Genomic DNA, 25,382 nt, shown 5'->3' with positions numbered 1-25,382 from the left:
TTCAATGATACCACACACCGGAGGTGAGATTTGTGAGAACTAACAAAGACAGACTCGTTCGAATTTCGGTTGTTGGAGAGATCGCTCCAGCGAAAATGAGGTCTCCTTACAGTGTAACAACCGAAGGGACAGTGAGGGTAATTCCAGTGCTTGGAGGCATCACCTACAACGTGAAGGTGGGTGACAGTGCTTACGGATGGGCAGGAGACCATGTAGAACCGGGTGTGTCTGTCATGGCAAGAAGAAAAGAAGAGGAAATACCGCTGATGACTCTCTCGTGTATAGGAAACGAAGTGATCGTGATGTCTGGAGACGCGAAGGGAAGCAGAGGATTCGTCACGGGAAAACACGGAGGTGTGAACCACGTTCTCGTTCACTTCGAGGAAGAAGTACTCGGAAAGCTCATGGTTGGGGATAAGATATTGATAAAGGCCTGGGGGCAGGGGTTGAAGCTTCTGGACCATCCGGATGTGAAGGTGATGAACATCGACCCAGATCTCTTCGAGAAACTTGGGGTACAGGAAAAGAACGGGAAAATCCATGTACCTGTTGTTACAAAGATCCCAGCGCACATGATGGGATCCGGGATCGGCGCTTCGAGCAGTGCTTCCACCGACTACGATATAATGGCATCGAATCCTGAGGATCTTGAAGTAGCGGATCTGAAACTTGGAGACATCGTCGCAATTCAGGACCACGACAATTCCTATGGAGTTGGAAAGTACAGAAAAGGGGCAGTATCGATAGGTGTTGTGGTACACTCTGCCTGTGTTTCAGCAGGACACGGTCCGGGTGTGGTTGTGATCATGACGGGAGACGGATCGAAGATATTACCGGAAGTGGTGGAAAGGGCTAACATATCTGATTATCTTGTGAGGTGATATCGTGTTTCCTCTTTACGATGTTCTCCCAAGTAGAAAGAAGCCTTACGTGACGATAGCTTTGATTTTGATAAACGTGGTTGTTTTCGTGTATGAACTCATGTTAAACGACAGAGAACTTCTCCTGTTCATGTACAGATATGGTCTTGTGCCGGCTCGTTACACGGTTGAGAGAGTAAAAGAAGCACTCGGCTTTTCCCTTCTTCCTTTCATAACTCACATGTTTCTCCACGGAGGGTTCTGGCACATCTTGGGTAACATGTGGTTCCTCTGGATATTCGGAGACAACACAGAAGACGAGATGGGCCACGTTGGCTACACTCTGTTTTATCTATCCGCTGGTATTTTTGCCGCACTCACCCAGTTCGTTTTTACGCTTCATTCAACAACTCCCATGGTTGGGGCATCTGGAGCGGTGTCCGGAGTTATGGGAGCTTATTTCGTGCTGTTTCCGTACTCGAGGATCGTGACTCTGTTTCCGATTTTCTTCTTCCTCACACTCGTGGAAATACCGGCGTTCTACTACCTGATGATCTGGTTCTTTATCCAGGTTCTGAACGGCCTTGTTGGATCCTACGGAATAGCGTGGTGGGCACACATAGGTGGATTTGTATATGGAATGCTTTGGGGATATATTTTAAGGATGAGAAGGATTCACAGATACAGATATTGAAGGTGAGGGAGTTAACAGTATGTCAAAAAAACAGAAAAGCAAGTACATCGTGATATTCGGCTGTGGAAGACTTGGATCGCTGATAGCCAATCTCGCCTCTTCTTCAGGGCACAGTGTTGTGGTCGTGGATAAAAACGAATACGCGTTTCACAGGCTCAATTCCGAGTTTTCCGGTTTCACCGTGGTGGGAGATGCCGCGGAGTTTGAAACTCTGAAAGAGTGTGGTATGGAGAAGGCAGACATGGTGTTTGCGTTCACGAACGACGACAGTACGAATTTCTTCATCTCGATGAACGCAAGGTACATGTTCAACGTAGAAAACGTGATCGCCAGGGTCTACGATCCTGAAAAGATAAAGATTTTCGAAGAAAATGGAATAAAAACCATCTGTCCCGCCGTTCTCATGATAGAGAAAGTAAAGGAGTTCATCATAGGGAGTGAAGAAGATTGAAAGTCATAATAATCGGTGGAGAAACGACGGCCTACTATCTTGCTCGCTCCATGCTGTCGCGAAAGTACGGTGTAGTGATCATAAACAAAGACAGGGAACTCTGCGAAGAGTTCGCCAAGAAATTGAAAGCAACGATCATACACGGAGATGGAAGTCACAAAGAGATACTCAGGGATGCCGAGATTTCGAAAAGAGACGTGGTGGTGATCCTCACTCCAAGAGATGAAGTCAACCTATTCATCGCACAGCTTGTTATGAAGGACTTCGGGGTAAAGCGGGTGGTGAGTCTTGTTAACGACCCGGGAAACATGGAAATATTCAAAAGGATGGGTATCACAACCGTCCTGAATCTCACCACTCTCATAACGAACACGGTGGAAGCTCTCATCTTCCCAGATGAGTTCTCCAGCATCATACCGCTGGAACAAGGTATTGAGTTTCTAAGTGTGAACGTGGAAGAAGACAGTCCAGTCGTGGGAAAGAAGTTAAAAGATCTTCCGCTTCCAAGGGATAGTATCATCGCTGCCATCGTCCGCGGAGGAGTGCTTGTGGTTCCGAGAGGAGATACGGAGATTCTCTCCGGTGATAAACTGTACGTGATCGCAAGTGCAGAAGCCAAAGAAAAAGTGGAAGAGACACTGCTTGGAAGGTGAGAAAAATTGGAAGACATAATGGCCAGTACCAAATACAGACTCAAGGTGATTTTCTGGTACGTAGGTCAGCTTTTGATATGGTTTCCTGCGATCCTCCTTTTGCCAACAGTTTTTGTGATTTTCTATCCTGAAGAATGGGTATACATAGCGTCTTTTCTTGTTCCTTCAGTGATTTCTTTTGTTTCCGGTGTTGTTCTTAAAAAAGTTTCAAAATTGAACGAGACTCGTGTAGTGGGGTATCAGGAAGGAGCGGTGATAGTTGTCACAACGTGGTGTGCTGCGGTGGTCCTTTCAGCACTTCCGTTCGTCATGGCGGGTCTTTTGAATCTCCATCAGGCAATATTCGAGGCCACAAGCGGATGGACCACAACAGGGCTCACCATGTTTCCTGACGTGGAGAGTCTTCCACACGTGTTTCTGGTGTGGAGAAGCGTCATGCAGTTCATTGGGGGTGCGGGATTTGCTGTCATAATGCTCGCCACGTTGATCGGACCTCTCGGAGCCTCCCTTTACAGTTCCGAAGGAAGGGTGGACAACATACTCCCAAATGTGACCCACTCCACGAAGGTGATCATGGTCATATACGTGGCGTATGCCGCCGCTGGCGTGTTCCTCCTTCACATGGCCGGTATGCCTTGGTTCGATGCCTTTAACCACTCTCTCACCGCTCTCGCAACGGGTGGTTTCTCGGTAAAGAACGCGAGTATTGGATACTACGGCAGTGTATCGATAGAAGTGATAACCATCGTTCTCATGCTGCTCGGTGGAACGGGTTTTGGAATCCATTACACCCTCTGGAAAGGAAATCTCAAAGCCTTCGTCAAGAACGGGGAACCCTGGCTTATGGGATCCACCATTGTCATCGCATCGCTGTTTCTACTGCAACCAGCCAGGAAGGTTTTTCACGAAAAGGCGCTCAGGTACGTGATATTTCAGGTGGTCTCCGCAATAACGGGTACCGGGTTCTCCAACGCCGATCTTGTTCCATGGGTCACTCTTCTTCCGATCGCTGTGTATCTTCTCACCGTTATCATGATGCTCGGTGGAATGATGGATTCAACGGCTGGCGGTTTGAAACAGTTCAGAGTGTTCGTCACACTGAAATTGATATATCGATCTATCATCAATTTCATGGGACCGAGGCGAAAGGTTGAAAAGATCATAGTTTGGAAAGGAGAAAACAGGAGAACCATAGACAACGGAATCATAAAGGACATGTTCGTCTTCTTTGGTGTCTACGCCCTGACCTATCTGGTGGGAACTTTGATCCTCATGAGTTACGGATACGATCCACTGGTTTCCATGTTCGAATTCTCCTCCGCAATGAATGGAGTAGGTCTCTCGGTGGGGCTCACCAGTCCGAATCTTCCGGTAGGTGTAATATGGACCATGACGGTGGGCATGTTCCTTGGAAGACTGGAATTCCTCGTCGTCTTTTACGCGATTGTGAGAATCATAAGAGATGTGAAGATTCTTCTCGAGGAAAGAGGAGGTGTGAATAGTTGAAGTACAGAAGGATAAAGGGAACAAACGATATCTTCGGTGAAGAGATATGGTACTGGAGGTACGTCGAGGAAACCTTCAGAAATGTGTGCGAAAGCGCAGGAATAGAGGAGATCAGAACTCCCATATTCGAACAGACGGAACTTTTCGTTAGAAGTGTGGGGGAAGAATCAGACATCGTTCAGAAAGAGATGTACACCTTCCAGGACAAAGCGGGAAGGAGCATCACTCTGAGACCAGAAGGTACCGCGCCCGTCGTCAGGGCTTTTCTGGAGAATTCTCTGATAGATAGGGGGTTTCAACAGAGATACTACTACATAGGTCCCATGTTTCGATACGAAAAACCACAATCGGGGAGATTGAGACAGTTTCACCAGGTGGGTTTCGAGATCATCGGCCCCGAATCTCCAAAAGCGGATTTCGAGGTGATCATGCTGGTTGATACCTTCTTGAGAAGGCTCGGACTCACGAAATACAAGATTCACCTGAATTCCATAGGCTGTCCGGTGTGCAGGAAAAACTATCGCGAAGCCCTCAAAGAGTATTACGGTCAAGTTCTGGACAATCTCTGTGACGACTGCAAAAGACGTTACGAGACGAACATTTTGAGACTGCTCGATTGCAAGGTGGACCACGAATACTCTCTGAATGCACCAAAAAGCGTCGACTATCTCTGTGATTCCTGCAGGGCACACTACAAGAAGTTGAAAGAGTACCTCAACACTTTCGAGATCGAATACGTGGAAGATCACACCCTGGTCCGCGGCCTCGACTACTACACCAGAACGGTTTTTGAGGTGAGGCACGAAGGTCTTGGAGCCCAGAACGCCATCGCGGGTGGTGGAAGGTACGATGGCCTCTTTGCGGAGCTCGGGGGCTCTTCCGTACCCGCCCTTGGTTTTGCAGGTGGTATAGAGAGAATTATACTCGCTTTAAAAGCAGAGGGGATAGAAATCCCGATGAAAAATGTTCATCTTGTTTACATCGCAACTCTTGGTGAAAAAGCCTTTGTGGATGGTGTTCGGCTTGCGGGTGAATTGAGAAAGAAAGGCCTGAGTGTGGATGTGGACATCATGGATAGAAAGCTCTCCGGTCAGCTTAAGCACGCCAACAGAATGGGATCGAGGTACGCGGTCATTATTGGTGATGAAGAACTGGAAAAAGGAATCGTCATTCTCCGCGACCTCGAGACGGGAGACCAGGTTGAAATCGATCGGGACTTCGCTGCTGACTACATCGCTGAAAGGGTTTCAAAAGATTGATGCTATACTTGAAATGGGTGGATCGAGTTGAAAATTCTGGTTGGATCACCCGTATCTCTTGAGGAGTTTGAAACAATAGATCTCTTCGTATCCTGGCTGGATGTGATTCCAGACAACGCCAGATTTTCCATCGTGGGTACCAGCAAATTTTTCATCATCGGAAAGAACGGAAGGGAATGGAAGAAGGGTTACGAATTCGGAATCGTAGATGCTGGCATAAAGATTTTTGTGGTGGGTGGGGATCTCGCTCTCTACCCGGAAGTCTTTTACATTGCAAAAGAGAACGACGCAAAACTGGTGGTCGGTTTCTGCGAGATTCACAATTTCATAGATTTCAATTTTGTGAAGGCAAAATTCTGGGCGCATACACAGGAAACATCTCTGGCCTCCATAGTCTTGTTGAATTTCCTAGGAAAGGTTCACAACAACATCTACTTTCCCCTCGAAAAAACAAAGAACCAGACGGGGGTCGTGGCAGAGGGAGTAGCTCCTGTTTTTCTGGAGTTGAAAAAGAGTTTCTTCTCTTCGGAGGAAACCAAAGATGTTTGAGAACATTCTCTGGAAGATGGTGAAAAAAAGGTTAATCCCGAAAAGAAAAATCTCAAGAGTGCACCGAATCAGAAAAGGTGTAAAAAGGGTAGTGTGCGTCGCGTTTCCTCTGGACCAGATGTTCAAATCCGCGGACGATTTCATAGATGCTCTGATGGAAATCTTACAGGAGGACCTTTCTTTTGTGGACCTTCTGATTTTCCCAAGACTGACAGGAAATCTCCTCGCCGGGGTTTCTCCGATAAGAATAGAGAATTTTGAAAAACTCGATCCATTTTACACAGAACTGCTTCGATACATCTCGAAAGGACTGGACGTACCGATCGTTGCTCCAGGTGTGGAAACCTTCAAGACATCTCCAGATGTGCTGGTGATAGAAAACGGTGAGGTGGTACATCGATACACCCTCAGAGAAAGGTTCGCAGTTGCGGATTTCGGGGAATGGTACGCCGCGGTTCTCAGAAAAGAAGACACACTCTCCTCAAAGGCTCTGAGGCCGCTCGTGGAAAAGAACGTCTTTACTTTCATCCACTTCGATTTGGAAACGGAAGAAAACGACTGGTGGAAAGAGAAAAAAGGTCTATGGGCACGTTCCCAGAGTCTCGAGGTTTTTGGAATCAAAGTTTCTCCAAGAGGAACCTTCTTTGGAAAAACTTACCGAGGGAAAAGCTACGTGAGCGCTCCTATCCCGCTCACCCCGAACCTGACGGGTTTTCTGCGGCAGGATTGTGGTGTGAAAATGTCCGTGGATCTCGAACTGGATCTTCTAAAGGGAAAGAGGCACAGGATAGATACGGTGAAACACATTCTCTTCAGAGGGTAACAGATCAGCAGAATCCGAAACATGGAGGTGCGGTAGAGTGCTGGTGAACGCGATCAGGCAAAAGGTGTCCGAAGTCATCTCTAAAGCGTACGGTTCAGAAATCGAATTCGAGGTCGAAATTCCACCCAGAAAGGAATTCGGAGATCTGTCCACCAACGTTGCCATGAAGCTCGCAAAAACTTTGAAGAAAAACCCGCGGGAGATAGCTCAGGAGATCGTAAAAAGTCTCGATGAAGATCCCTCGTTTGACAGGATAGAAATCATGGGACCCGGTTTCATAAATTTCTTCCTGTCGAACGAACTGCTCCGTGGAGTGGTTAAAACCGTGCTGGAGAAAAAAGACGAGTACGGGAGAGAAAACGTTGGAAATGGAATGAAGGTGCAGTTCGAATACGGAAGTGCAAACCCAACGGGACCATTCACCATTGGGCACGGTAGACAGATCATCATAGGTGACGTGCTTTCCGAGGTCTACAAAGAACTCGGTTACGATGTGACGAGGGAAATGTATATAAACGACGCCGGAAAGCAGATAAGGCTTCTCGCTCAGTCGCTCTGGGCAAGGTACAATCAGCTCCTTGGAGTTGAAAAAGAAATTCCCGAAGGGGGCTATCGCGGGGAATACCTCGTGGACATCGCGAGGGATCTGGTGAACGAAATCGGAGATAGATACAAAGATCTGTGGAACGAAGAAGTGGAGGAGTTTTTCAAACAGACAGCGCTGAACAGAATTCTCTCCTCCATGAAGGATACCCTTGAAAAGATTGGTTCTTCGTTCGATGTGTACTTCTCAGAAAAGAGTTTGATAGAGGATGGGACTGTCGAAGAGGTGCTGAAACTCCTCAAGAACAAGGACGTTGTTTACGAAAAAGACGGTGCTGTGTGGTTGAAAGTCTCTGCCTTCATAGATGAGGAAGACAAGGTTCTTGTGAGAAGCGACGGCACATACACGTACTTCATGACGGATATCGCGTATCACTACAAGAAATACAAGAGAGGCTTCAGGAAGGTTTACGACATCTGGGGCAGTGACCATCACGGTCACATACCAAGAATGAAGGCAGCGATGAAAGCCCTCGACATTCCCGACGATTTCTTCAACGTTATACTGCATCAGTTCGTTACTCTGAAACGTGGTGGGGAAATCGTTCGCATGTCCACGCGAGCGGGAGAATTCGTCACTCTGGACGAACTTCTCGACGAAGTGGGAAGAGACGCCACCCGATATTTCTTTGCGATGGTGGACCCCAATACCCACATGGTGTTCGATATCGATCTGGCGAAGGCCAAATCCATGGACAATCCAGTTTACTACGTTCAGTACGCACATGCCAGGATCCACAATCTCTTCTCCAACGCGGAAAAGAAAGGTGTGAAGTTTGAAGAGGGAAAACACCTTGAACTGCTTGGAAACGAAGAAGAAAGGGTTCTGATGAGAAACCTAGGTATGTTCAACACCGCTTTGAAAGAAGTTGCGCAGATGTTCGCACCAAACAGGCTCACGAACTATCTCCAGTCGCTTGCTGAGTCCTTCCACGCATTCTACACCAAACACGTGATAGTGGATCCTGAAAATCCCGAACTTTCGAACGCGCGACTCAACCTTGCCCTCGCAACGGGTATCGTTTTAAGAAAGGGTCTGAAACTCATAGGAGTTTCCGCACCAGAGAGGATGTGAAAGATGCTGGAGCAGGTGAGGATACAGAAGATGGTCAACGGAGGTTACGGCCTTGCCCATCTTTCAAACGGCAAGGTAGTTCTCGTAGAAGGAGCATATCCCGGTGAGGAAGTCCTGATAAAGACCTACAGAGAGAAAAGGGATTTTTCTTTTGGAAAGGTTGTTTCCCTTCTGAAAGAATCCGAAGATCGAACAAAACCACCCTGCAGATACTTTGGAAGATGCGGTGGCTGTCACTGGATGGATGTGAAGTATGAAACCCAGCTTCGTTACAAAAAGGAGGTATTGATCGATCTTTTCGAACGCTCAAATCTGAAGGTAGAAGTGGAAGATGTGGAGCCGAGTGATCTTGTTTTTCACTACAGGACGAAAATGGAGTTTCATTTTCAGGGGAGAAAATTGGGTTTGAAAAAGAGAAACTCCAATTTTGTGATTGACATAAAAGACTGTGAGGTGGCACCGGAAGGCACGGGTGAGATTCTGAACACTGTAAAAGAGGCCGTTCAGGTACTCAACATTCCTGTTTACAACTGGGAAACGAGGAAGGGAGTGCTCAAGCACCTCGTGATCAGGTACGCATTCAGCACGGACCAGTTCATGGTGATCTTTGTGACGAAGACGGAATCCTTTCCCTGGGGAAGAGATCTGGTTCGCGCTGTGTTAAAGAGATTTCCAAAGATTCACTCCATCATTCATGTGATGAACTCTAAAGACTCTGTGGTCCTAAGGGGACCGTACAGAACCCTCTACGGTGAAGGAGTAATTGTGGAAGAGTTCGACTGGGAAAGGTTTCAAATTCCACCGACCGCCTTTTTCCAGAGCAACTACTCCATCACATCCAAACTGATAGATCACGTGTACAGAGAACAGGCACTTCAGGGTAACGAGGTGGTGCTGGATCTGTACGCGGGTATCGGTACGTTTTCTGTGAGGACTTCCTTTTCGGCAGCAAGGGTGATCTCCGTTGAATCCAGCAGGGTCGCTGTGAAGGCTGGAAAGGCTAACGCGAACATAAACAGCAGAAAGAACATAGAATACGTGGAACAGGATGTGCTGGACTTTCTGAAAAACTACAGCGGAAGGGCAGACAGGATAATCCTGGACCCACCGAGATCAGGTGCAGGCCCAGAAGCAATGAAAGAAATAGTGAGACTTTCACCTGAAAGGATCGTTTACGTTTCCTGTGAGCCTTCTACTCTGGTGAGAGACCTCAAGGTGCTGGTGGAAAACGGCTACTCTATTGTCAGGGTGAAGCCCTTCGACATGTTTCCTCAGACTTACCATGTGGAAACTGCTGTGACTCTCGTGAAAGGGGATCGATGATGTTAGGCCTGGGACTTTCTCTGATCTTCGCTGTTCTCTCGTGGAAAGACAGTGCTTTTGTATCGATACTCGCTCTTGTTGCTTCTGTTATTTTCTTCTTCACCAGAAGTGAGAGAGAAAAGACCCTGTTTCATGTGAGTCTGATCTTTCTCCTCGTCCTCGAGGGGTTCGAATATTTGAAAGGGACAGATTACGATCGAGCCGAGTTGTTTCTGGTGCTGTCCTTCTTTCCTCTGATCGCCACCAGTTTCGCAAAGAAAAAAGCCGTGAACATACCTCTCAAATCGCTTTTCTGGCTTCTCGTTGCAATGGCGTTGTGGAAGGTAGCGAGCATTAAATATCCAACGGCTTCTTATCTTGTTTTTCCTGTTGTTGCGCTCGTGTTCACGAGAGATCTGTTTGGGAGGGAAAAAGATGGTAGAAAGGTATTCGCTGTCACCGATGAAGGATCTCTGGACGGAGGAAGCGAAGTACAGAAGATGGCTGGAAGTGGAACTGGCAGTGACGAGGGCGTACGAAGAACTGGGAATGATTCCGAAGGGAGTGACAGAGAGGATAAGAAACAACGCTAAGATAGATGTGGAACTGTTCAAAAAGATAGAAGAGAAAACAAACCACGATGTGGTAGCGTTCGTCGAAGGAATCGGCTTGATGATAGGAGAAGACTCGAGATTCTTCCACTACGGTCTCACCTCGTCAGATGTTCTCGACACCGCAAATTCCCTCTCTCTCGTGGAAGCGGGGAAAATCCTGTTAGAGTCTCTAAAAGAGTTCTGCGACGTGCTCTGGGAAGTCGCGAATCGGTACAAACACACTCCCACCATCGGAAGAACACACGGAGTCCACGCGGAACCCACCTCCTTTGGCTTGAAGGTTCTCGGATGGTACTCCGAGATGAAAAGGAACGTTCAGCGCCTTGAGAGGGCGATAGAGGAAGTTTCTTACGGTAAGATCAGTGGAGCTGTTGGAAACTACGCAAACGTACCACCGGAGGTGGAGGAAAAAGCGCTTTCGTACCTGGGCTTGAAACCTGAACCCGTCTCCACACAGGTTGTCCCGAGGGATCGTCACGCTTTCTATCTGTCCACGCTCGCGATCGTGGCAGCGGGGATAGAAAGGATCGCTGTTGAGATCAGACATCTTCAGAGAACGGAAGTGCTCGAGGTGGAAGAACCGTTCAGGAAAGGTCAGAGGGGCTCGAGTGCCATGCCCCACAAGAAGAATCCCATCACCTGCGAGCGACTCACGGGACTTTCCAGAATGATGAGGGCGTACGTCGATCCTTCCCTTGAAAACATCGCGCTCTGGCACGAACGAGACATTTCTCACTCCTCCGTCGAAAGATACGTTTTTCCCGACGCCACGCAGACTCTTTACTACATGATCGTCACGGCCACAAACGTGATGAGGAACATGAAAGTGAACGAAGAAAGAATGAAGAAGAACATAGATCTCACGAAAGGTCTCGTGTTCTCCCAGAGAGTCCTGCTGAAACTCATAGAGAAAGGACTCACGAGGAAAGAGGCTTACGATATCGTCCAGAGGAACGCTCTGAAAACCTGGAATTCCGAAAAACACTTCCTCGAGTACCTCCTCGAGGATGAAGAGGTTAAGAAACTGGTTACCAAAGAAGAGCTCGAAGAACTCTTCGATATCTCTTACTACTTGAAACACGTGGACCACATCTTCGAACGCTTTGAAAAGGAGTGAAGCGAATGAACCGTGTTGTGGTGGGTCTTCAATGGGGAGACGAAGGAAAGGGCAAGGTGGTAACGTATCTTTCCAGATATCACGATATCGTGGCGAGATTTTCAGGTGGAGCGAATGCCGGGCACACTGTGAATTACGGAGATTTCAAGGTGATACACCACCTCCTCCCTTCGGCCGATTTCACAAAAAACAGAGGAATCGCCATAGGAAGCGGGGTTCTCCTGGATCCTCAGGTGCTGACAGAAGAATTGAGGGAATTGAAAGAGAAATTTCCCGATTATTCAGGTGAAATCTTCATCTCTGAGAGCGCACACGTGGTTCTTCCAGTGCACAAAGAAATGGACAGGATAATAGACGAAGTGTTGAAAATAGGCACTACGAAAAGAGGAATAGGTCCCGCTTGTGCTGACAGGGTTATGAGGGTGAACGTGAGAGTTGCAGAGCTCGGCAACGAAGAAAAACTCAGATATTTCCTCGAAAAGAATCTCTCTTTGAAGAAGATCTACGGGGTGGATTTCGACGCAGAGAAAATGATGGGAGATCTTTCCACCTTCTATGAGACAATAAAAGACTTCGTCGTTTCACCGGTCCAATTGAAAAGAATCCTCGAAGAGAAGAGCGTTCTCTTCGAAGGAACACAGGGGGTCCTTCTAGATCTGGACGTGGGAACGTATCCGTACGTCACGAGCATGAACTGTTCCTCCTCAGGCGTGAGTGCGGGAATGGGCTTTCCTGTGGAAGTAGATGAAGTTTTAGGCGTCTTCAAGGCGTACACAACACGAGTCGGAGAAGGTCCCTTCCCGACGGAGCTCACAGGAGAAGAAGGAGAGAAGTTGAGAAAAGCGGGACACGAATACGGTTCCACGACCGGTCGGCCGAGGAGATGCGGCTGGCTCGATCTGCCGCTCCTCAGGTACGCCATTGAGATCTCCGGTGTCGATTCTCTGGTCATGACCAAGGCAGATGTGCTGAACGGTTTTGAAAAGATCAAGGTCTGCGTGCGCTACTCCGATGGAAGAGATCTCGTTTCACTCAGAGATCTGGAAAAGAAAGAGCCCGTCTACGAAGTCTTCGATGGCTGGAAATCTCTGGAAGACAAGAACTTCGAGCGCTTTGTTGATTTCATAGAAAGAGAGACAGGAAGACCGGTAAGGTACATATCCACAGGTGAAAAACTCGAGGATATAGTGGAGGTGTGAAGTGTGTCTGTGAATCTGAAAGGGAGATCTCTTCTCACTCTTCTTGATTTTTCTCCTGAAGAGATCAGATACCTTCTCGATATCTCAAAGCAGGTGAAGATGGAGAACAGATCCAAACTGAGAACCGAAAGGTTCAAAGGAATGACCCTCGCTATGATCTTCGAGAAACGATCAACGAGAACGAGACTCGCCTTTGAAACCGCTTTTGCAGAAGAAGGAGGACATCCGATCTTTCTTTCACCGAACGACATACACCTTGGAGCAAAAGAATCTCTCGAGGACACCGCACGCGTCCTTGGAAGAATGGTGGACGCCATCATGTTCAGGGGCTACAAACAGGAGACTGTGGAAAAACTGGCTGAGTACTCCGGTGTTCCCGTGTACAACGGACTCACCGACGAGTTCCACCCAACACAGGCGCTCGCCGACCTGATGACCATAGAGGAGAATTTTGGCAGATTGAAGGGTGTAAAGGTTGTTTTCATGGGGGACACCAGAAACAACGTTGCGACCTCTCTCATGATCGCCTGTGCGAAGATGGGGATGAATTTCGTGGCGTGTGGTCCCGAAGAACTCAAGCCCAGATTAGACGTATTCGAAAGGTGTCAGGAGATCGCGAAAGAAACCGATGGGAGCGTTTCTTTCACATCGAATCTGGAAGAGGCACTCGCGGGTGCCGATGTCGTCTACACAGACGTGTGGGCATCCATGGGTGAGGAAGACAAAGAAAAGGAGAGAATGGCTCTTTTAAAACCTTATCAGGTGAACGAGAGAGTGATGGAAATGACGGGTAAATCGGAAACGATTTTCATGCACTGCCTCCCCGCGGTGAAGGGCCAGGAGGTCACCTACGAGGTGATCGAAGGAAAACAGAGCAGGGTCTGGGACGAGGCGGAGAATAGAAAGCACACCATAAAAGCGGTCATGATAGCAACACTGCTGTGAGGTGAAGCCGTGAGCGTTCTTTACTCAATAATAGCCCTTGCTTTGTATCTTGCGTTCATGTTTTCTATAAATCTCTTCAGGATACGCCGATTCGAGAAGGCGATCTTCTATCAGTCCCTGCTGGGACTCGCCGGCGCTGTGACGGTGTGTGTGGCCTTTCGATACGTTCCAACGTTCAGAGTAAGCTTTGTCGATCTACACTGGTTCCTGATTCTCCTCTTCGTGAACGTGTTTTTCTTAGGAGGCAGTGAAGTTCGATTTCCACCCTTCATGAACCGCTTCATCGTGATGGTTTCGGTGGTGTTTCTGTCTCCTTTCTCGGAAGAATTGTTCTTCAGGGGAGTTTTTTTGAAACTGAACGGAAACGACATATGGACCAACGCACTCGTTTTTTCTTTCCTTCACCTCTTCAACGTGATCGTGGGCTTCGAAAGATTTTCCTTTGCGAACCTCGTATACAGATTCGTCGTTGCACTCATATTCGCTCACAGCGCAGCCGTCAGTGGTTCTCTGTTTCCCGCTGTTCTGTACCATACCACCAACAATCTTGTCGCCTTCATCCTTATGACCAGGAGGGGAAGGAATGTTCATAACGTTCGAGGGAATAGACGGATCCGGGAAGAGCACACAGATCCAACTTCTGGCTCAATACCTGGAGAAGAGAGGAAAGAAAGTGATCTTGAAGAGAGAGCCGGGCGGAACGGAGACGGGGGAGAAGATCAGAAAGATTCTTCTGGAGGAAGAAGTGACTCCCAAAGCTGAGCTCTTCCTATTTCTCGCCTCAAGAAATCTTCTTGTGACAGAAATAAAACAGTACCTTTCCGAAGGATACGCCGTTCTTCTTGACAGATACACGGACTCCAGTGTTGCATACCAGGGTTTTGGAAGAAACCTGGGAAAAGAGATCGTGGAGGAACTGAACGATTTCGCTACGGATGGACTGATTCCTGACCTGACTTTCTACATAGACGTGGACGTCGAAACGGCCCTCAAAAGAAAAGGAGAACTCAACCGCTTTGAAAAAAGAGAGTTTCTCGAACGTGTAAGGGAAGGCTACCTCGTGCTCGCCAGAGAACATCCCGAAAGGATCGTGGTGCTGGATGGAAAACGCTCCATAGAGGAAATCCACAGAGACGTGGTGAGGGAAGTTAAAAGAAGGTGGAAACTCGATGTTTAGAATAGCCATTGTGGAACTGAAGAGGATCTTGAAGAAAAGATCTTCACTGATGATGATAATCGCTGCACCTGTTCTGGTTGTGCTGATCTCTCTTCTCTTCATGCAGGGGTACAACCTTCAGACGATGAAGCTCGGAATATACAACGAAGACAACAGCATCTGGTCTTCCCTCGTCATGAGATTCATTGGAACCATCCTGAGACAGGAAAACATAGTGAAAGTCGATCAGAACTACGAAAAACTTCTGAAGGAAGGAAAGCTGAACGCGGTCATAGTGATTCCAAAGGGCTTCGCGGCGAAACTGTATTCCAAACAGCCAACCCAGATGATCTTCATCCCGAGTCCCATCGATCTTCACCTCGCCGCCGCGATATACAACGTTCTCGATTCTGTTCTGGCGGATTTCCAGGGGAGTGCCTTCTTCGATCCAAAGGTGCTCCGGTACATATTCACAGAGTCCGATTATCCCGTACCCAGATTGAAATTGAAAGACTCAGAACTCAGATTTTCTGATCTCATCTCCCCGTTCGTCGTCTTCTTCACGGCGATTTTGATAACCGTATCACTGGCGAGTGTCTCCACCTTTCTCGACAGAGAGAAGAACCTGCATGAGATGTTCCTCGTGTACAACCTTCCGGCATGGAAATACGCCTGTGGGAAGATACTCGCTTACACCATCATTGGAGCATCCGTTTCTTTCATAGCCTACTCCCTGACGGTGATACTGACCGGAGACAGCCTGGATTTCTTCATTACGTCTGTTCTCATCCTTCTCAACGCCCTTCTTCACACGTCTGTAGGTTTTCTGGTTTCTTCCATTTCTCCCGACAAGAGTCTTGCAAACATACTCGGTGTTTCTGTTATAGGAATATCCCTGTTCTCAAGCGGTTTTGCCATTCCTATAAGTAACTTGCCAGATATCCTTCGAAGAATCGCCATGTCAACGCCCGTGTTCAGAACCATGTACGCCCTCAGGGTGTACCAGCTGGAACATACCGTCGATAATCGCTCGATCTTTGTCGTCTTGCTCTGGACAGTTGTTTTGTTCTCCATTTCCATTCTATCGGGAAAGTTCGTTATCAGGAGGGGTTGACCTTGAGAATTCTTGTGATCTCGGATACCCACGGTTCACTTTCTTGCACAGAGAAAGCTTTGAAAAGTGCGGGGAATTTCGATGAAATCTGGCATCTTGGTGATGTTCTCTACCACGGCCCCAGAAATCCGCTTCCCGAGGGATACAGTCCAAAGGAACTCGCATCACTTTTGAAGAAACACCGTGTGAAGTACATACGCGGAAATTGTGATGCGGATGTGGACATAAGGGTTCTGGAAATTCCGGAAATGCCCAGGATCGGGATGGAATTCCTGGGAGATGTGAAGATACTCCTTGTTCACGGCGACCAGTTCGAATACGAAGGAGGAGATCCTGTGAGCCTGGCACAGGCTCATGGATGCAGTGTAGTTCTTTTCGGTCACACTCACGTTCCTCTGGCAGAAAGGTGCGAAGGGGTGCTGCTTTTGAATCCGGGATCGGTTTCTCTTCCAAAATCTGAGGCCGGTCCGACTTTTGGTATCATCGATATGGATGAGAAAAAATTCTACCTCTGCTCGCTGGAAGGTGATGTTTTGAAAGAGGTGATGCTCGTTGAACGAGAGTGAGAGAAAGATCGTGGAGGAGTTTCAGAAAGAAACTGGAATCAACTTCAAGAACGAAGAACTTCTCTTTCGGGCTCTGTGTCACAGTTCTTACGCGAACGAGCAAAATCAAGCGGGAAGAAAGGACGTGGAATCGAACGAAAAGCTGGAGTTTCTGGGGGACGCCGTTCTAGAACTCTTCGTGTGCGAAATACTATACAAAAAGTATCCAGAAGCGGAAGTGGGAGACCTGGCCCGGGTGAAATCCGCAGCGGCGAGCGAAGAAGTTCTCGCCATGGTTTCCAGGAAGATGAATCTTGGCAAATTCTTGTTTCTTGGAAAGGGAGAGGAAAAAACTGGTGGACGTGATAGAGATTCCATACTCGCCGACGCGTTCGAAGCGCTTCTGGCTGCCATATACCTCGATCAGGGCTATGAGAAGATAAAGGAGCTATTTGAGCAGGAATTCGAGTTCTACATAGAAAAAATCATGAAGGGTGAAATGCTCTTCGACTACAAAACGGCTCTCCAGGAAATAGTTCAGAGCGAACACAAAGTGCCACCAGAATATGTACTGGTGAGAACAGAAAAAAACGATGGTGACAGGATTTTTGTTGTGGAAGTGAGGGTGGATGGGAAGACCATCGCCACAGGCAAGGGTAGAACAAAGAAAGAAGCGGAAAAAGAGGCCGCAAGAATCGCCTACGAAAAGCTTTTGAAGGAGAGATCATGAAGATAATTCCCGTTTTTCTTCCATACGCGGGTTGTAAGAAAAGGTGCGTCTTCTGTGACCAGATAAAAGCCACGGGACAGGCAAAAGTCCCGTCTCTTGATGATATTGCACGAATCATAGAAGAGTACTCCAGAACGTCGAATGAATACGAACTGGGATTCTACGGAGGATCGTTCACCGGTCTTTCAGAGGAAAAGATGGAAGAGTACCTGAGATTCGTGAAGAGATTCCCTGTGGTGAAGTCGATCAGAGTCTCGACGCGCCCGGACGAGATAAACGAAAGAAAACTGAAGATTCTGAAGAAATACGGTGTGAACGTGATCGAAATAGGAGTACAGTCTTTCTTGGATGAGGTGCTCGAGAGGTCGAAGAGAGGTTACACCTCCGAAGAAGCTGAGAGAGCCTGCAAACTCATCAAGAAGAACGGATTTGTTCTCAGTGTTCATCTGATGGTAGGACTTCCGGGAAGTGATCGAAGAGGGGAAATTCTGTCCGCGCTGAGGACCGTAGAATGTGGAGCGGATATGGTGAGAATACACCCGACACTCGTTTTCGAAGGGACAGAACTCCACAGGATGATGGAAGAGGGAGAGTACACACCTTTGAATGTCGAAGAAGCGGTAGATATCTGTTCTGATCTCGTCTGCATTTTTGAGGGCTGGGGGACAAAAGTGATCAGAATAGGATATCACGTTCCCGTTGAGCTGCGAAAGTACGTGGTCGCGGGTCCCCTCGATCCATCTCTCGGTGACAGGGTGAGGAAAACAACGATGAAGAAGGTAATTGAAAGTTTGAAACCATCGAGAATTGTTGTTCCGAAGAATTACCTCGTCTGGTTCGAAGAAGCAAAAGTAGAAGTAGGAGATGAATTCAGATTCGATGACCTTTCTTACGCGGACGCTCTCTTCTTTACCGGAAAAGAGGTGGTCGAGAGGTGGCTGAACGGTTGACCCTTCTTCTTGTCCTGATTGGGCTGTTAGGAGTTCTGATCAACAGAGATCTGATAAAGAAAATCATCTCGCTAGATATCATGGGAACGGGTGTTGTCAGCTTCTTTGTCCTCATCTCCAGAAAGCAGGGGGAAGCTGTTCCGATACCGTTTCAACAGAACTCGGCCGACCCTGTCCCACAGGCTCTGATCATCACATCGATAGTGATAGGGTTCGCCACCGTAGCGCTCCTTGTCACCACTGCGAGCGTGATCGCTTCCAAGTACTCTTCGGTCTCTTCCGACAGGCTCGACAGAGAAGGGGGAAAGAAAGAGTGATCTTTCTCGTTTACAATTTCCTCATTGTATCGCTTGGGATTGTCTTTTTCTTCTTGAAGAGGAAAGTTCCTTGGTGGGCAACACTGGTGAATCTTCTTTTCGTAGTCACGATGATGCTTTTAGGATATCGTTTCGATCTTGTTTTGACCGGAAATTTCGGCGTTCACCTTCTGTTAGATCAGACATCGTATTTCTTTCTCATCCTCACAGCTGTGGTTCTTCTTGCAGTTTTCACGAAAGACCTGAACGTCAGTCTTTCGAACCTTCTTCTGATACTTCTTGGAGCGTTGAACCTTGCGTTCGTGAGTTACGATCTTTTCAACATATACGTTACAGTTGAGGTGATATCCCTCATTACCTTCCTTCTCGTCGTGGAGGGAAAAAAGAAGATTCAGTACTGGTCCGCTTTCAAGTATCTGATCCTGGGGACTGTTGGTATGAATTTGTACCTGATAGGAATCGGTGTTCTATACGCGGAAAACGGCACACTCTCGATCTCTGACATCTTGAAGGTTGATTCGTTTGCTTCCGCTCTCGTTGCGGTTGGACTTCTTTTGAGAGCTGGTGTGTTCCTCTTCAGTATGTGGCTTCCACAGGTTCATTCGGAGGCAGAAACACCCGTTTCAGCGGTTCTATCCGGTGTCGTTGTGAAGAGTGCCGTGTACGCGCTCGTTCGGCTGGAACACGTGGTGAATTGGAATGTGGTGAAGATCTTTGCCATTTTTTCGGCGCTTTCAGGTGTTTTGTTTGCCTTTCTTTCGAAAGATTACAAGAGGATTCTTGCTTACAGTACCCTTTCACAGATAGGGATCGTCCTTGCGTCACCGGTTACAGCCCCAGTTTACGCCCTCGCACATGGAATTTTTAAATCCTGGCTTTTTCTTTTGAAAGATGAACTTCCAGAAAGGGATGTGACGAAGTGGAAAAGGCTCGATTTCTGGGCGTGGCTGTCACTTTCACTGGCAAGTCTTTCGATCATGGGACTTCCCGGCCTTGCGGGTTTTTCGAAGAATCTGGTTCTCGAACAGCTTCACGGATGGGAGAAGATCTTCATGGAAGTTGTTTTCGTTGGCACCGCGGCTTCCTTCTGGAAATTTCTTCTGAAACCTTTTGAATTCAAAAGAAAGAAATTACCAGGGGTGTACAATCTCGTTCTGTTCATTGCTTCTCTGACGATAGGACTCTACTTTGCAAATTGGGGAAAGGCTCTTGAAAGCTGCCTCTTAATGGGTGCGGGGGTTCTGGTTCATTTTCTCTTCAAGAATTTGAAGATAGAAAAATATCCGCTTGAAGACTTCGAGTCCATGCTCGGGGTCTATCTTCTGGGGGTGGTGGCTTGTCTTTTCTTGTCGCTGTGATAACGGGAACCGTTTTTTTCATGGTTTTGTCTCAGAAAGCGACTCTGACAACAATCGTACTTGGAAGCTTGATGAGCGTTGTCACGTACATCTTCACAAGGCCCATCCACTTTGAGAAGTTTCCCTTTCTTGTGTTGAAACTCTTCTACAACGTTCCAAAAGCGGTTTTTGAATCGATCCTGGTTTTGCTCTTCCACAACGAGGCTAAAAAGGCTTACGAAGTTCCGGTGAAAGATGAGTGGGAGGAACTCGAAAAAACACTCACTATCACCCTCACTCCGAAAACACTGGTGATCGTCTCAGAGGAAGGTTATATGGTGGTCCATCAGGTGGGAGAGAGAAAACCATGAGATGGCTTCTCATTTCTCCGTTGATCCTGAGCGTTCTTCAGGTGCTTCTGGGGAAAAACCAGTGGGAAAAGCTCCTGGGGATTTCGTCGCTTTCAACGAAGGTCGGTGTTTTTATCTACGCCCTTTCGTACCTCGTTCCGGGGCTATCTCAGGCAAGGGATGTCGCGGTGTTCTATCTGCTCGCCGGTGGAAGCGGAATTATTCTGTTCTCCTACTTTCTGAGGAGGAACAGAGGATGATCTACATCGGTTTAGTTTTGATGTTTCTCGGCACTCTTCTTTCGCTTTTGAAAAAAGACTTCTTTCTGAAGATTCACCTCATAGGAATCTCAGACACAATGGGCTCCCTTTTCATCGTACTCAACTTCTGGGAAGACGCTTCGAGAACAATCCTCATGGTGGTACTCCTTCTTGTATGGGGGCCTTTCGTTTCACACGTTATAGCGCGCATGTACACGGAGGGATCGTCTTGATAGAAAATCTGGTACTGATTCTGATGGTCTCTGTCTCTCTGTACACGATCTTCACCTCGATAAGATTGAACGCAGTCATTGGAAGAACGGCTTTGAGCGTTCTGGCGGTTCTTTTGTACACACTCTTTTCTTCTCCCGATGTGGCCATAGCGGAGGCACTTCTTGGGGCACTTCTCACCACTCTTGTTTATCTGATTGCTCTAAAGTCGAGGGATCGAGTGAGGATCGGTTTCACACCTGTCAGACTCCTGTTCGAGAAATTGGGAGAGGCGTTTATGGGTTTCGAATATGAACTTCTGAAGAGATTCTGTGAGAAGTACGACTACAGATCAGAGTTCGTCGAGTTTTCTTCTCTGGAAGATCTCCTTGAAGCTTTGAACAACGGAAGGGTAGATGTTGCCTGTGGCGGAGTGTTCAGTGAAGACAGAAAAGGCTATCTGGAAACAAAGATCTTCTACCTCGAGGATGAAAAACTCGATCTGCTGAGGTACACAGAGAGGGTGTACAGAGGCGAGCAGTTGAATCACGTTTTACACAGAGATGGTAGCTACCACATTCTTTTCGCGGACGAGGAATTGAGAATGAGATTCAGAGAATTTCTCAGAACCGAAAAGGAGTTCGTAGAAGAATTGAAAAAGAAATACTTTGGGGAGGAGATCGGATGAAATGGATGTGGATCACCATCTTCGTTGTTTTTTGTTTTGTTGTTCTGTTGAACGGAAGTTTCGAAAAGGTTCAAGTGAACTTTGAAAACCCCGTGGTGAAAAATCCCATCACCCAGATCTACCTTCTGAACAGGGTGTACGATACTGTCTTCGAGGTTCTTGTTTTCTCGCTCGCAGTGCTTGGAGTTTCTCTCCACATGGCCTACCTTCCTACTCCAGAGGAGATAAAAGGCATATCGGACGTCACTATCAGGATCTTCGCCAGATTCATAGCGTTCTTTCTCCTCGTGGGATCGCTGTACCTTGCCCTCGAAGGCCATGTGAGTCCAGGCGGTGGATTCTCTGCTGGGGTTGCGGGTGGAACGGCGCTCGCTCTGATCGCCATGGTGGAAGATTTTGAAAACTTCGAGAGGAAGTTCGAAAGAACGCAAGCGTACTTTCTGGAGAAGTTCATCATGATCGTTTTTCTTTTCCTCGTTGTTCTGATACTCCCGGGAAGAAACCTCATAGTTCCGGCGAACATGGTGGTGTACCTGAAAGTGATGCTGGGTAGCTGGATCATCGTCTACTACTTCATAAAACACAGAGGGCTACTCTGAGATCCCAAGATCATAGATAGTGTCTCCTATTGTTACGGAGAATACCTTCCCTTCCTGTGAAAAGTGAATTTCCTTTTTTGTTTCTATCAGGTAGTTGTTTCCCTCTCCGCTCAGACCGAAACGAACGATTTTGTACAGGCCGTCCTTGAACATCACAAGGTAAGAAATCTTTCCGCTCTTTTTATCGTAGTTCGCGTTAAAAATCAAACTGTTCAATGTGACAGAAACAGAAGAAGACGCCGCGGCTTTCACCTCGTATTCGTGTCTCATAAAATCCACCGCGTAGAATTCGTCGGTTAGAAGATCGATGTCGTAAACGAGGCGGGCGCGTGTTTTCATGGCAAGAGACAGGGAGAAAAGACCTACCATCACAACCGTGCAGATGCAGAACATGAGGGCTAACGTTTCAACGAGGGAGTAGCCAGAAGAAAAATGCACCACGCACCCACCGTCGACTTCTCCGGACCGGGGCGTGCGTGATCGGAAAGCTCCGACCGGGCTCCCCCACGGCACACGGAGACACCTGCTTATGGCTGCTCCCTTCCGGGCCTGACCAGGTTCACAGGGCCCCGTTGCGTGGGACCCGGTCTTCACCGCCCCCGAGTCACGCCGTTTCCCGACCCGAAGAGCCTCGGGTGGGAATTCGGCCCCGCGTACGGCGGATTTCGGGTACAGGGGACCGCCAGCCCCCCGCCTAGCGTGGTGCATCAGTATTCTACAACACTTTCCGGAAGGTTTCAAGTTCAGAAGAGGTTGTAGTGCTTTCTGACTGGCTCTATAACCTTCCACCTGCACCTCAAACCTTTCGGGAAGGTGACAAGGTCACCCTTCTCTATGACGTACTTTTTTCCATCTTCTGTTATGACTTCCACCTTGCCTTCCAGTATGTAGCAGGTCTCGTTTGTGTCGTAGTACCAGTTGAACTCACTGACCTCTTTTTCCCAGATGGGCCATCTCTCCACACCGAGTTCCTTGAGTTTTTCAGGGGTGGGCTTTTCTATCTTCACTTCCACGCCTCTCACCTCCCGTTAAAAGTCTACCAGTTTTTATTGTTTTTTCATTAAATACTCATTGAAAATTTCTTCCAATTTCAACCCTGTTTCATTCTTTTGAATAGAGTTTGAAACGTAGGAGGAGGTACCGTGAGAAGGTGGGGATTGGGAGTTTTCATTGTTTTTCTTTTCGCTCTTTCTTTTTCTACAACGATATACAAGTATAACAAAGAACTCAGAAGATGGGAAAAAGAGATCAAGGAAGACGTGTTCGTTCTCCCATCTGCTCAGAGACAAACCACAGGGAGTGTTGTTGAAATGAACTCTTATCGTGGAAAGGGTCAGTGGTATTACTACATGGAATACGAACTGGGAGATGGGGAGAAACTTTTCAGCTTCTGGGCAGGTCAGGACACGGTGGTGGGAACCGTCACCGTCTGGAACGATTCAGAATATCTCTACGTCAGAGTGGATATCAGCGATGAGTGGAATCTGGAAGAAACACACCTCAACGTTCTTTCCGAAGAGCCCGATGGGAATCAAGCGCCTGGTCAGTTTCCGTTCAAGGAAGAGTTTGACCCACCCGTGAGCATCTACATCTTCAAAGTTCCTCTCTCTTTTCTCTTCCAGAACAGTTTCACCAGGTTGAACAGGTTGAACAACAAATACTACATTCTCCTTCATGGAGTTGTGAGTAGCAGCAGTGGGAGAGAAGAAACCGCATGGGGAGGAAGGTTCTCGCAGTGCCTAGAGATCCATCTGAGCGGTACAAAGGTCACTTGGTTTGTGAAGAAACCCGGCGTGTACGTCGCGAAAGTGCTGGAAGTTGAAGCAAACACATACCTTTCAATCTACGTGAATTTTCCCGATCCTTCGAACGAAAAAGATAGTGTGGATCTGAAAGTGGCCTATGGTGACGAGATTCCCACAGAGTGGTTTGATGACCTCAGTTTTCTGGAAGACAGATTTTCTCTGTGGCAAAAAATCAATGTTCCAAAGACTCTGTCAACGAACATCTACACCAGCGCGGGCGTTATAACCTTCACCATCAACAACTCTAAACTGTACGTCGATACCTCACCATAAGGTGAGTAGAAGGAGGGGTTTGTATGAGAAAGTTACTTTGGTTAGTTCTTATGGGAGCACTGTTTTCTTTTGTACTGGCACAGACACCACTCGAAGTTTGGAAGTACGAGGATGGCCAGTATATCAACCTGCCAGCAACAAACGATCTGGCAAGAGCTTTTAGTGCGTTCCCTAAGGATGGATCTTGTAACAAACCTGAGTGGCAGATTGAATTCACAACAGAGGTTCAGGTTGCTCAATGGCTCGAGTGGAGTCTGAACGCAACGAAATGGACCTGGTTTGTGAGAAAACCTGGAGACTACTACGCAAACGCTATCGTGGGGACCGTTGCCAGCAATGGAGATGTTTTGGTGACTTTCAGCGGCTTTGATGACCCAACCTACACAGGAACAAGCAGTGTCAACCCGGAGATTGAAGCGTACTACACCGTTATGATCGATGAAGGAATACCAGATCCTGAAAGCTGGGTAAGAGCACCTGAGGTGAACAATCTTTCCTACACGCTGACAGACAGCCAGGAACTCCACAATGGTATGACCTTCTATCTGTGGAACAGGATCAAGGTAGTTGAATGTAACAGCGCATCTACCTACAGGGACACCGGGTATATCTATCTCACACTTCAGAATCAGAAACCATGGATCGACGAAGAAGGAAACTACGTAGAAAATCTGGAAAATTACGTGACCAACGAAAGGTAAGTTGGTAAAGTGTTACATCGCGAACAATTGAGGAGGGGATTGATATGAGAAGACTTCTGTTGATAACGATGGTTTTGATAGTGGGTTCTTTGTTTTTTGCCCAGCAAGAAGTACCGGTTTACGCATACGAGGGTAATACTGACAACGCAAGAGCGTTTATCAGTGAAGGAATGAGCGGAAGTTGTAACAGGCATGTATGGGAAATTCCCATGACTTTGGAAGTTCAGGTTGCCCAATGGGTGAAATGGAGCCTCACAGGAACGAAGTGGACCTGGTTTGTGAGAAAACCTGGAATCTACGTTGCCAACTGTATAACAGCAACTCTTCAGAGCAACAGCGATCTTGAGATCAGATTCAGTGGATTTGATCACTTGAAATACGCAACGGGTACAAGTGTTGACGACACGATCGAAGTGGACTACGCGTTCGGGCCACAGCTTCCCATACCAGAATATATATGGACACCCGCTCCAAATCTCAACGACGTGACCCTACTGGTACCTGACAGCCAAATTCTCCATAACGGTGCGACCTACAAACTCTGGAATAGAATTCATGTTGAAAGGTGCAACAGTGCATCCACTTACAGAGATAGCGGCACAATTATACTCACGCTTAAAAACCAGAAACCTTGGATCGACGAGGAAGGAAACTACGTGGAAGATCTTGAAGAATACGTGAACAGACAGAGATAAAT

At 47.5% G+C, this 25,382-nt stretch carries 30 protein-coding genes, 1 other RNA gene and 1 pseudogene; 29 read left to right on the top strand and 3 right to left on the bottom strand.

Translation table 11 applies throughout. From position 1 onward, the window contains the following. The first annotated feature begins 32 nt into the window (after window positions 1–32). The 26 genes and pseudogenes from T2812B_RS08740 to T2812B_RS08615 all read left to right on the top strand — a co-directional run bounded on the left by T2812B_RS08740 (window position 33) and on the right by T2812B_RS08615 (window position 21,906). A complete protein-coding gene (locus T2812B_RS08740) occupies window positions 33–881 on the top strand; it encodes a DUF4438 domain-containing protein (protein WP_008195705.1) in 849 nt (282 codons plus the stop codon). Between the two features lie 4 nt (window positions 882–885). Further along, window positions 886–1,554, top strand: coding sequence for a rhomboid family intramembrane serine protease (locus tag T2812B_RS08735; protein ID WP_008195703.1), 669 nt, complete (start codon window positions 886–888; stop codon window positions 1,552–1,554). 19 nt (window positions 1,555–1,573) lie between these two features. Continuing rightward, window positions 1,574–2,005, top strand: coding sequence for a TrkA family potassium uptake protein (locus tag T2812B_RS08730; RefSeq protein ID WP_004080386.1), 432 nt, complete (start codon window positions 1,574–1,576; stop codon window positions 2,003–2,005). Next, window positions 2,002–2,658, top strand: coding sequence for a TrkA family potassium uptake protein (locus T2812B_RS08725; protein WP_008195696.1), 657 nt, complete (start codon window positions 2,002–2,004; stop codon window positions 2,656–2,658). The genes T2812B_RS08730 and T2812B_RS08725 overlap by 4 nt, the downstream gene beginning before the upstream one ends. A gap of 18 nt (window positions 2,659–2,676) precedes the next feature. Continuing rightward, window positions 2,677–4,164: a TrkH family potassium uptake protein gene (locus T2812B_RS08720; RefSeq protein ID WP_038051096.1), complete on the top strand. Its 1,488-nt coding sequence runs from the start codon at window positions 2,677–2,679 to the stop codon at window positions 4,162–4,164. Beyond that, a complete protein-coding gene (hisS, locus tag T2812B_RS08715) occupies window positions 4,161–5,423 on the top strand; it encodes a histidine--tRNA ligase (RefSeq protein ID WP_008195692.1) in 1,263 nt (420 codons plus the stop codon). The genes T2812B_RS08720 and hisS overlap by 4 nt, the downstream gene beginning before the upstream one ends. 27 nt (window positions 5,424–5,450) lie before the next feature. Continuing rightward, window positions 5,451–5,972, top strand: a complete 522-nt coding sequence (locus T2812B_RS08710; RefSeq protein WP_008195691.1) for a hypothetical protein — start codon at window positions 5,451–5,453, stop codon at window positions 5,970–5,972. Next, window positions 5,965–6,795, top strand: coding sequence for a hypothetical protein (locus tag T2812B_RS08705; RefSeq protein ID WP_039454685.1), 831 nt, complete (start codon window positions 5,965–5,967; stop codon window positions 6,793–6,795). Before T2812B_RS08710 ends, T2812B_RS08705 begins: the two co-directional genes overlap by 8 nt. Window positions 6,796–6,832: 37 nt before the next feature. Next, window positions 6,833–8,473, top strand: coding sequence for an arginine--tRNA ligase (gene argS / locus T2812B_RS08700; RefSeq protein WP_008195687.1), 1,641 nt, complete (start codon window positions 6,833–6,835; stop codon window positions 8,471–8,473). 3 nt (window positions 8,474–8,476) lie between these two features. Further along, window positions 8,477–9,796, top strand: coding sequence for a 23S rRNA (uracil(1939)-C(5))-methyltransferase RlmD (gene rlmD, locus T2812B_RS08695; protein ID WP_008195686.1), 1,320 nt, complete (start codon window positions 8,477–8,479; stop codon window positions 9,794–9,796). Between the two features lie 414 nt (window positions 9,797–10,210). Then, complete coding sequence (gene purB / locus T2812B_RS08690; protein WP_008195684.1) at window positions 10,211–11,506, top strand: adenylosuccinate lyase; 1,296 nt, start codon at window positions 10,211–10,213, stop codon at window positions 11,504–11,506. Between the two features lie 5 nt (window positions 11,507–11,511). After that, entirely contained in the window at window positions 11,512–12,705 is a 1,194-nt protein-coding gene (locus tag T2812B_RS08685; protein WP_004080356.1) for an adenylosuccinate synthase, read from the top strand. Between the two features lie 3 nt (window positions 12,706–12,708). Further along, window positions 12,709–13,650, top strand: coding sequence for an ornithine carbamoyltransferase (gene argF / locus T2812B_RS08680; protein WP_008195681.1), 942 nt, complete (start codon window positions 12,709–12,711; stop codon window positions 13,648–13,650). A gap of 57 nt (window positions 13,651–13,707) precedes the next feature. Next, window positions 13,708–14,190: pseudogene (locus T2812B_RS09910) on the top strand (CPBP family intramembrane glutamic endopeptidase); the annotation flags it as partial. Window positions 14,191–14,233: 43 nt separating this feature from the next. Beyond that, entirely contained in the window at window positions 14,234–14,827 is a 594-nt protein-coding gene (gene tmk, locus T2812B_RS08670; RefSeq protein WP_004080341.1) for a dTMP kinase, read from the top strand. After that, window positions 14,820–15,920 (top strand): ABC transporter permease, encoded by a 1,101-nt coding sequence (locus T2812B_RS08665; RefSeq protein ID WP_008195674.1) that lies wholly within the window; start codon window positions 14,820–14,822, stop codon window positions 15,918–15,920. Before tmk ends, T2812B_RS08665 begins: the two co-directional genes overlap by 8 nt. A gap of 2 nt (window positions 15,921–15,922) precedes the next feature. Continuing rightward, complete coding sequence (gene yfcE, locus T2812B_RS08660; protein WP_004080337.1) at window positions 15,923–16,486, top strand: phosphodiesterase; 564 nt, start codon at window positions 15,923–15,925, stop codon at window positions 16,484–16,486. Beyond that, window positions 16,473–17,195, top strand: coding sequence for a ribonuclease III (gene rnc / locus T2812B_RS08655; protein WP_008195672.1), 723 nt, complete (start codon window positions 16,473–16,475; stop codon window positions 17,193–17,195). Before yfcE ends, rnc begins: the two co-directional genes overlap by 14 nt. Next, window positions 17,192–18,145 (top strand): elongator complex protein 3, encoded by a 954-nt coding sequence (locus T2812B_RS08650; protein WP_008195670.1) that lies wholly within the window; start codon window positions 17,192–17,194, stop codon window positions 18,143–18,145. Before rnc ends, T2812B_RS08650 begins: the two co-directional genes overlap by 4 nt. After that, window positions 18,130–18,462 carry a sodium:proton antiporter gene (locus T2812B_RS08645; RefSeq protein WP_081502028.1) on the top strand — a complete coding sequence of 111 codons (333 nt, stop codon included), beginning with the start codon at window positions 18,130–18,132 and terminating at the stop codon, window positions 18,460–18,462. The genes T2812B_RS08650 and T2812B_RS08645 overlap by 16 nt, the downstream gene beginning before the upstream one ends. Next, window positions 18,459–19,820: a cation:proton antiporter gene (locus tag T2812B_RS08640; protein ID WP_008195668.1), complete on the top strand. Its 1,362-nt coding sequence runs from the start codon at window positions 18,459–18,461 to the stop codon at window positions 19,818–19,820. The genes T2812B_RS08645 and T2812B_RS08640 overlap by 4 nt, the downstream gene beginning before the upstream one ends. After that, the gene (locus T2812B_RS08635) at window positions 19,799–20,170 is read left to right on the top strand and encodes a Na+/H+ antiporter subunit E (protein WP_008195667.1); all 372 of its coding nucleotides are present in this window, start codon (window positions 19,799–19,801) and stop codon (window positions 20,168–20,170) included. Before T2812B_RS08640 ends, T2812B_RS08635 begins: the two co-directional genes overlap by 22 nt. Next, window positions 20,167–20,409: a hypothetical protein gene (locus tag T2812B_RS08630; protein WP_008195666.1), complete on the top strand. Its 243-nt coding sequence runs from the start codon at window positions 20,167–20,169 to the stop codon at window positions 20,407–20,409. The genes T2812B_RS08635 and T2812B_RS08630 overlap by 4 nt, the downstream gene beginning before the upstream one ends. Beyond that, a complete protein-coding gene (locus tag T2812B_RS08625; RefSeq protein ID WP_008195665.1) occupies window positions 20,406–20,642 on the top strand; it encodes a monovalent cation/H(+) antiporter subunit G in 237 nt (78 codons plus the stop codon). Before T2812B_RS08630 ends, T2812B_RS08625 begins: the two co-directional genes overlap by 4 nt. Next, window positions 20,639–21,307 carry a Na(+)/H(+) antiporter subunit B gene (locus tag T2812B_RS08620; protein ID WP_008195664.1) on the top strand — a complete coding sequence of 223 codons (669 nt, stop codon included), beginning with the start codon at window positions 20,639–20,641 and terminating at the stop codon, window positions 21,305–21,307. Before T2812B_RS08625 ends, T2812B_RS08620 begins: the two co-directional genes overlap by 4 nt. Then, the gene (locus T2812B_RS08615; protein WP_008195661.1) at window positions 21,304–21,906 is read left to right on the top strand and encodes a Na(+)/H(+) antiporter subunit B; all 603 of its coding nucleotides are present in this window, start codon (window positions 21,304–21,306) and stop codon (window positions 21,904–21,906) included. Before T2812B_RS08620 ends, T2812B_RS08615 begins: the two co-directional genes overlap by 4 nt. Here T2812B_RS08615 and T2812B_RS08610 read toward each other — a convergent pair. From T2812B_RS08610 to T2812B_RS08605, 3 genes are all read right to left on the bottom strand, one after another. Then, the gene (locus T2812B_RS08610) at window positions 21,898–22,344 is read right to left on the bottom strand and encodes a hypothetical protein (protein WP_008195660.1); all 447 of its coding nucleotides are present in this window, start codon (window positions 22,342–22,344) and stop codon (window positions 21,898–21,900) included. The genes T2812B_RS08615 and T2812B_RS08610 overlap by 9 nt on opposite strands. Further along, an RNA gene (gene ffs, locus T2812B_RS09610) (signal recognition particle sRNA large type) lies at window positions 22,344–22,609 on the bottom strand. The genes T2812B_RS08610 and ffs overlap by 1 nt, the downstream gene beginning before the upstream one ends. A gap of 40 nt (window positions 22,610–22,649) precedes the next feature. Next, a complete protein-coding gene (locus tag T2812B_RS08605) occupies window positions 22,650–22,919 on the bottom strand; it encodes a cupin domain-containing protein (RefSeq protein ID WP_008195658.1) in 270 nt (89 codons plus the stop codon). 129 nt (window positions 22,920–23,048) lie between these two features. Here T2812B_RS08605 and T2812B_RS08600 point away from each other — a divergent pair, with 129 nt between their 5' ends. From T2812B_RS08600 to T2812B_RS08590, 3 genes are read left to right on the top strand one after another with little or no spacing between them, the layout of a single operon-like run. Next, the gene (locus T2812B_RS08600) at window positions 23,049–23,984 is read left to right on the top strand and encodes a hypothetical protein (RefSeq protein ID WP_008195656.1); all 936 of its coding nucleotides are present in this window, start codon (window positions 23,049–23,051) and stop codon (window positions 23,982–23,984) included. A 23-nt stretch (window positions 23,985–24,007) separates the two neighbouring features. Next, window positions 24,008–24,685, top strand: a complete 678-nt coding sequence (locus tag T2812B_RS08595) for a hypothetical protein (protein WP_008195654.1) — start codon at window positions 24,008–24,010, stop codon at window positions 24,683–24,685. A 44-nt stretch (window positions 24,686–24,729) separates the two neighbouring features. Further along, the gene (locus tag T2812B_RS08590; protein WP_008195652.1) at window positions 24,730–25,380 is read left to right on the top strand and encodes a hypothetical protein; all 651 of its coding nucleotides are present in this window, start codon (window positions 24,730–24,732) and stop codon (window positions 25,378–25,380) included. Window positions 25,381–25,382 lie beyond the last annotated feature (2 nt).

This window comes from Thermotoga sp. 2812B (genome assembly GCF_000789335.1).
Classification (GTDB): Bacteria; Thermotogota; Thermotogae; order Thermotogales; family Thermotogaceae; genus Thermotoga; species Thermotoga maritima.
Note: the sequence above shows the minus strand (reverse complement) of the source record. Positions and strands in the feature narration are given on the sequence as shown.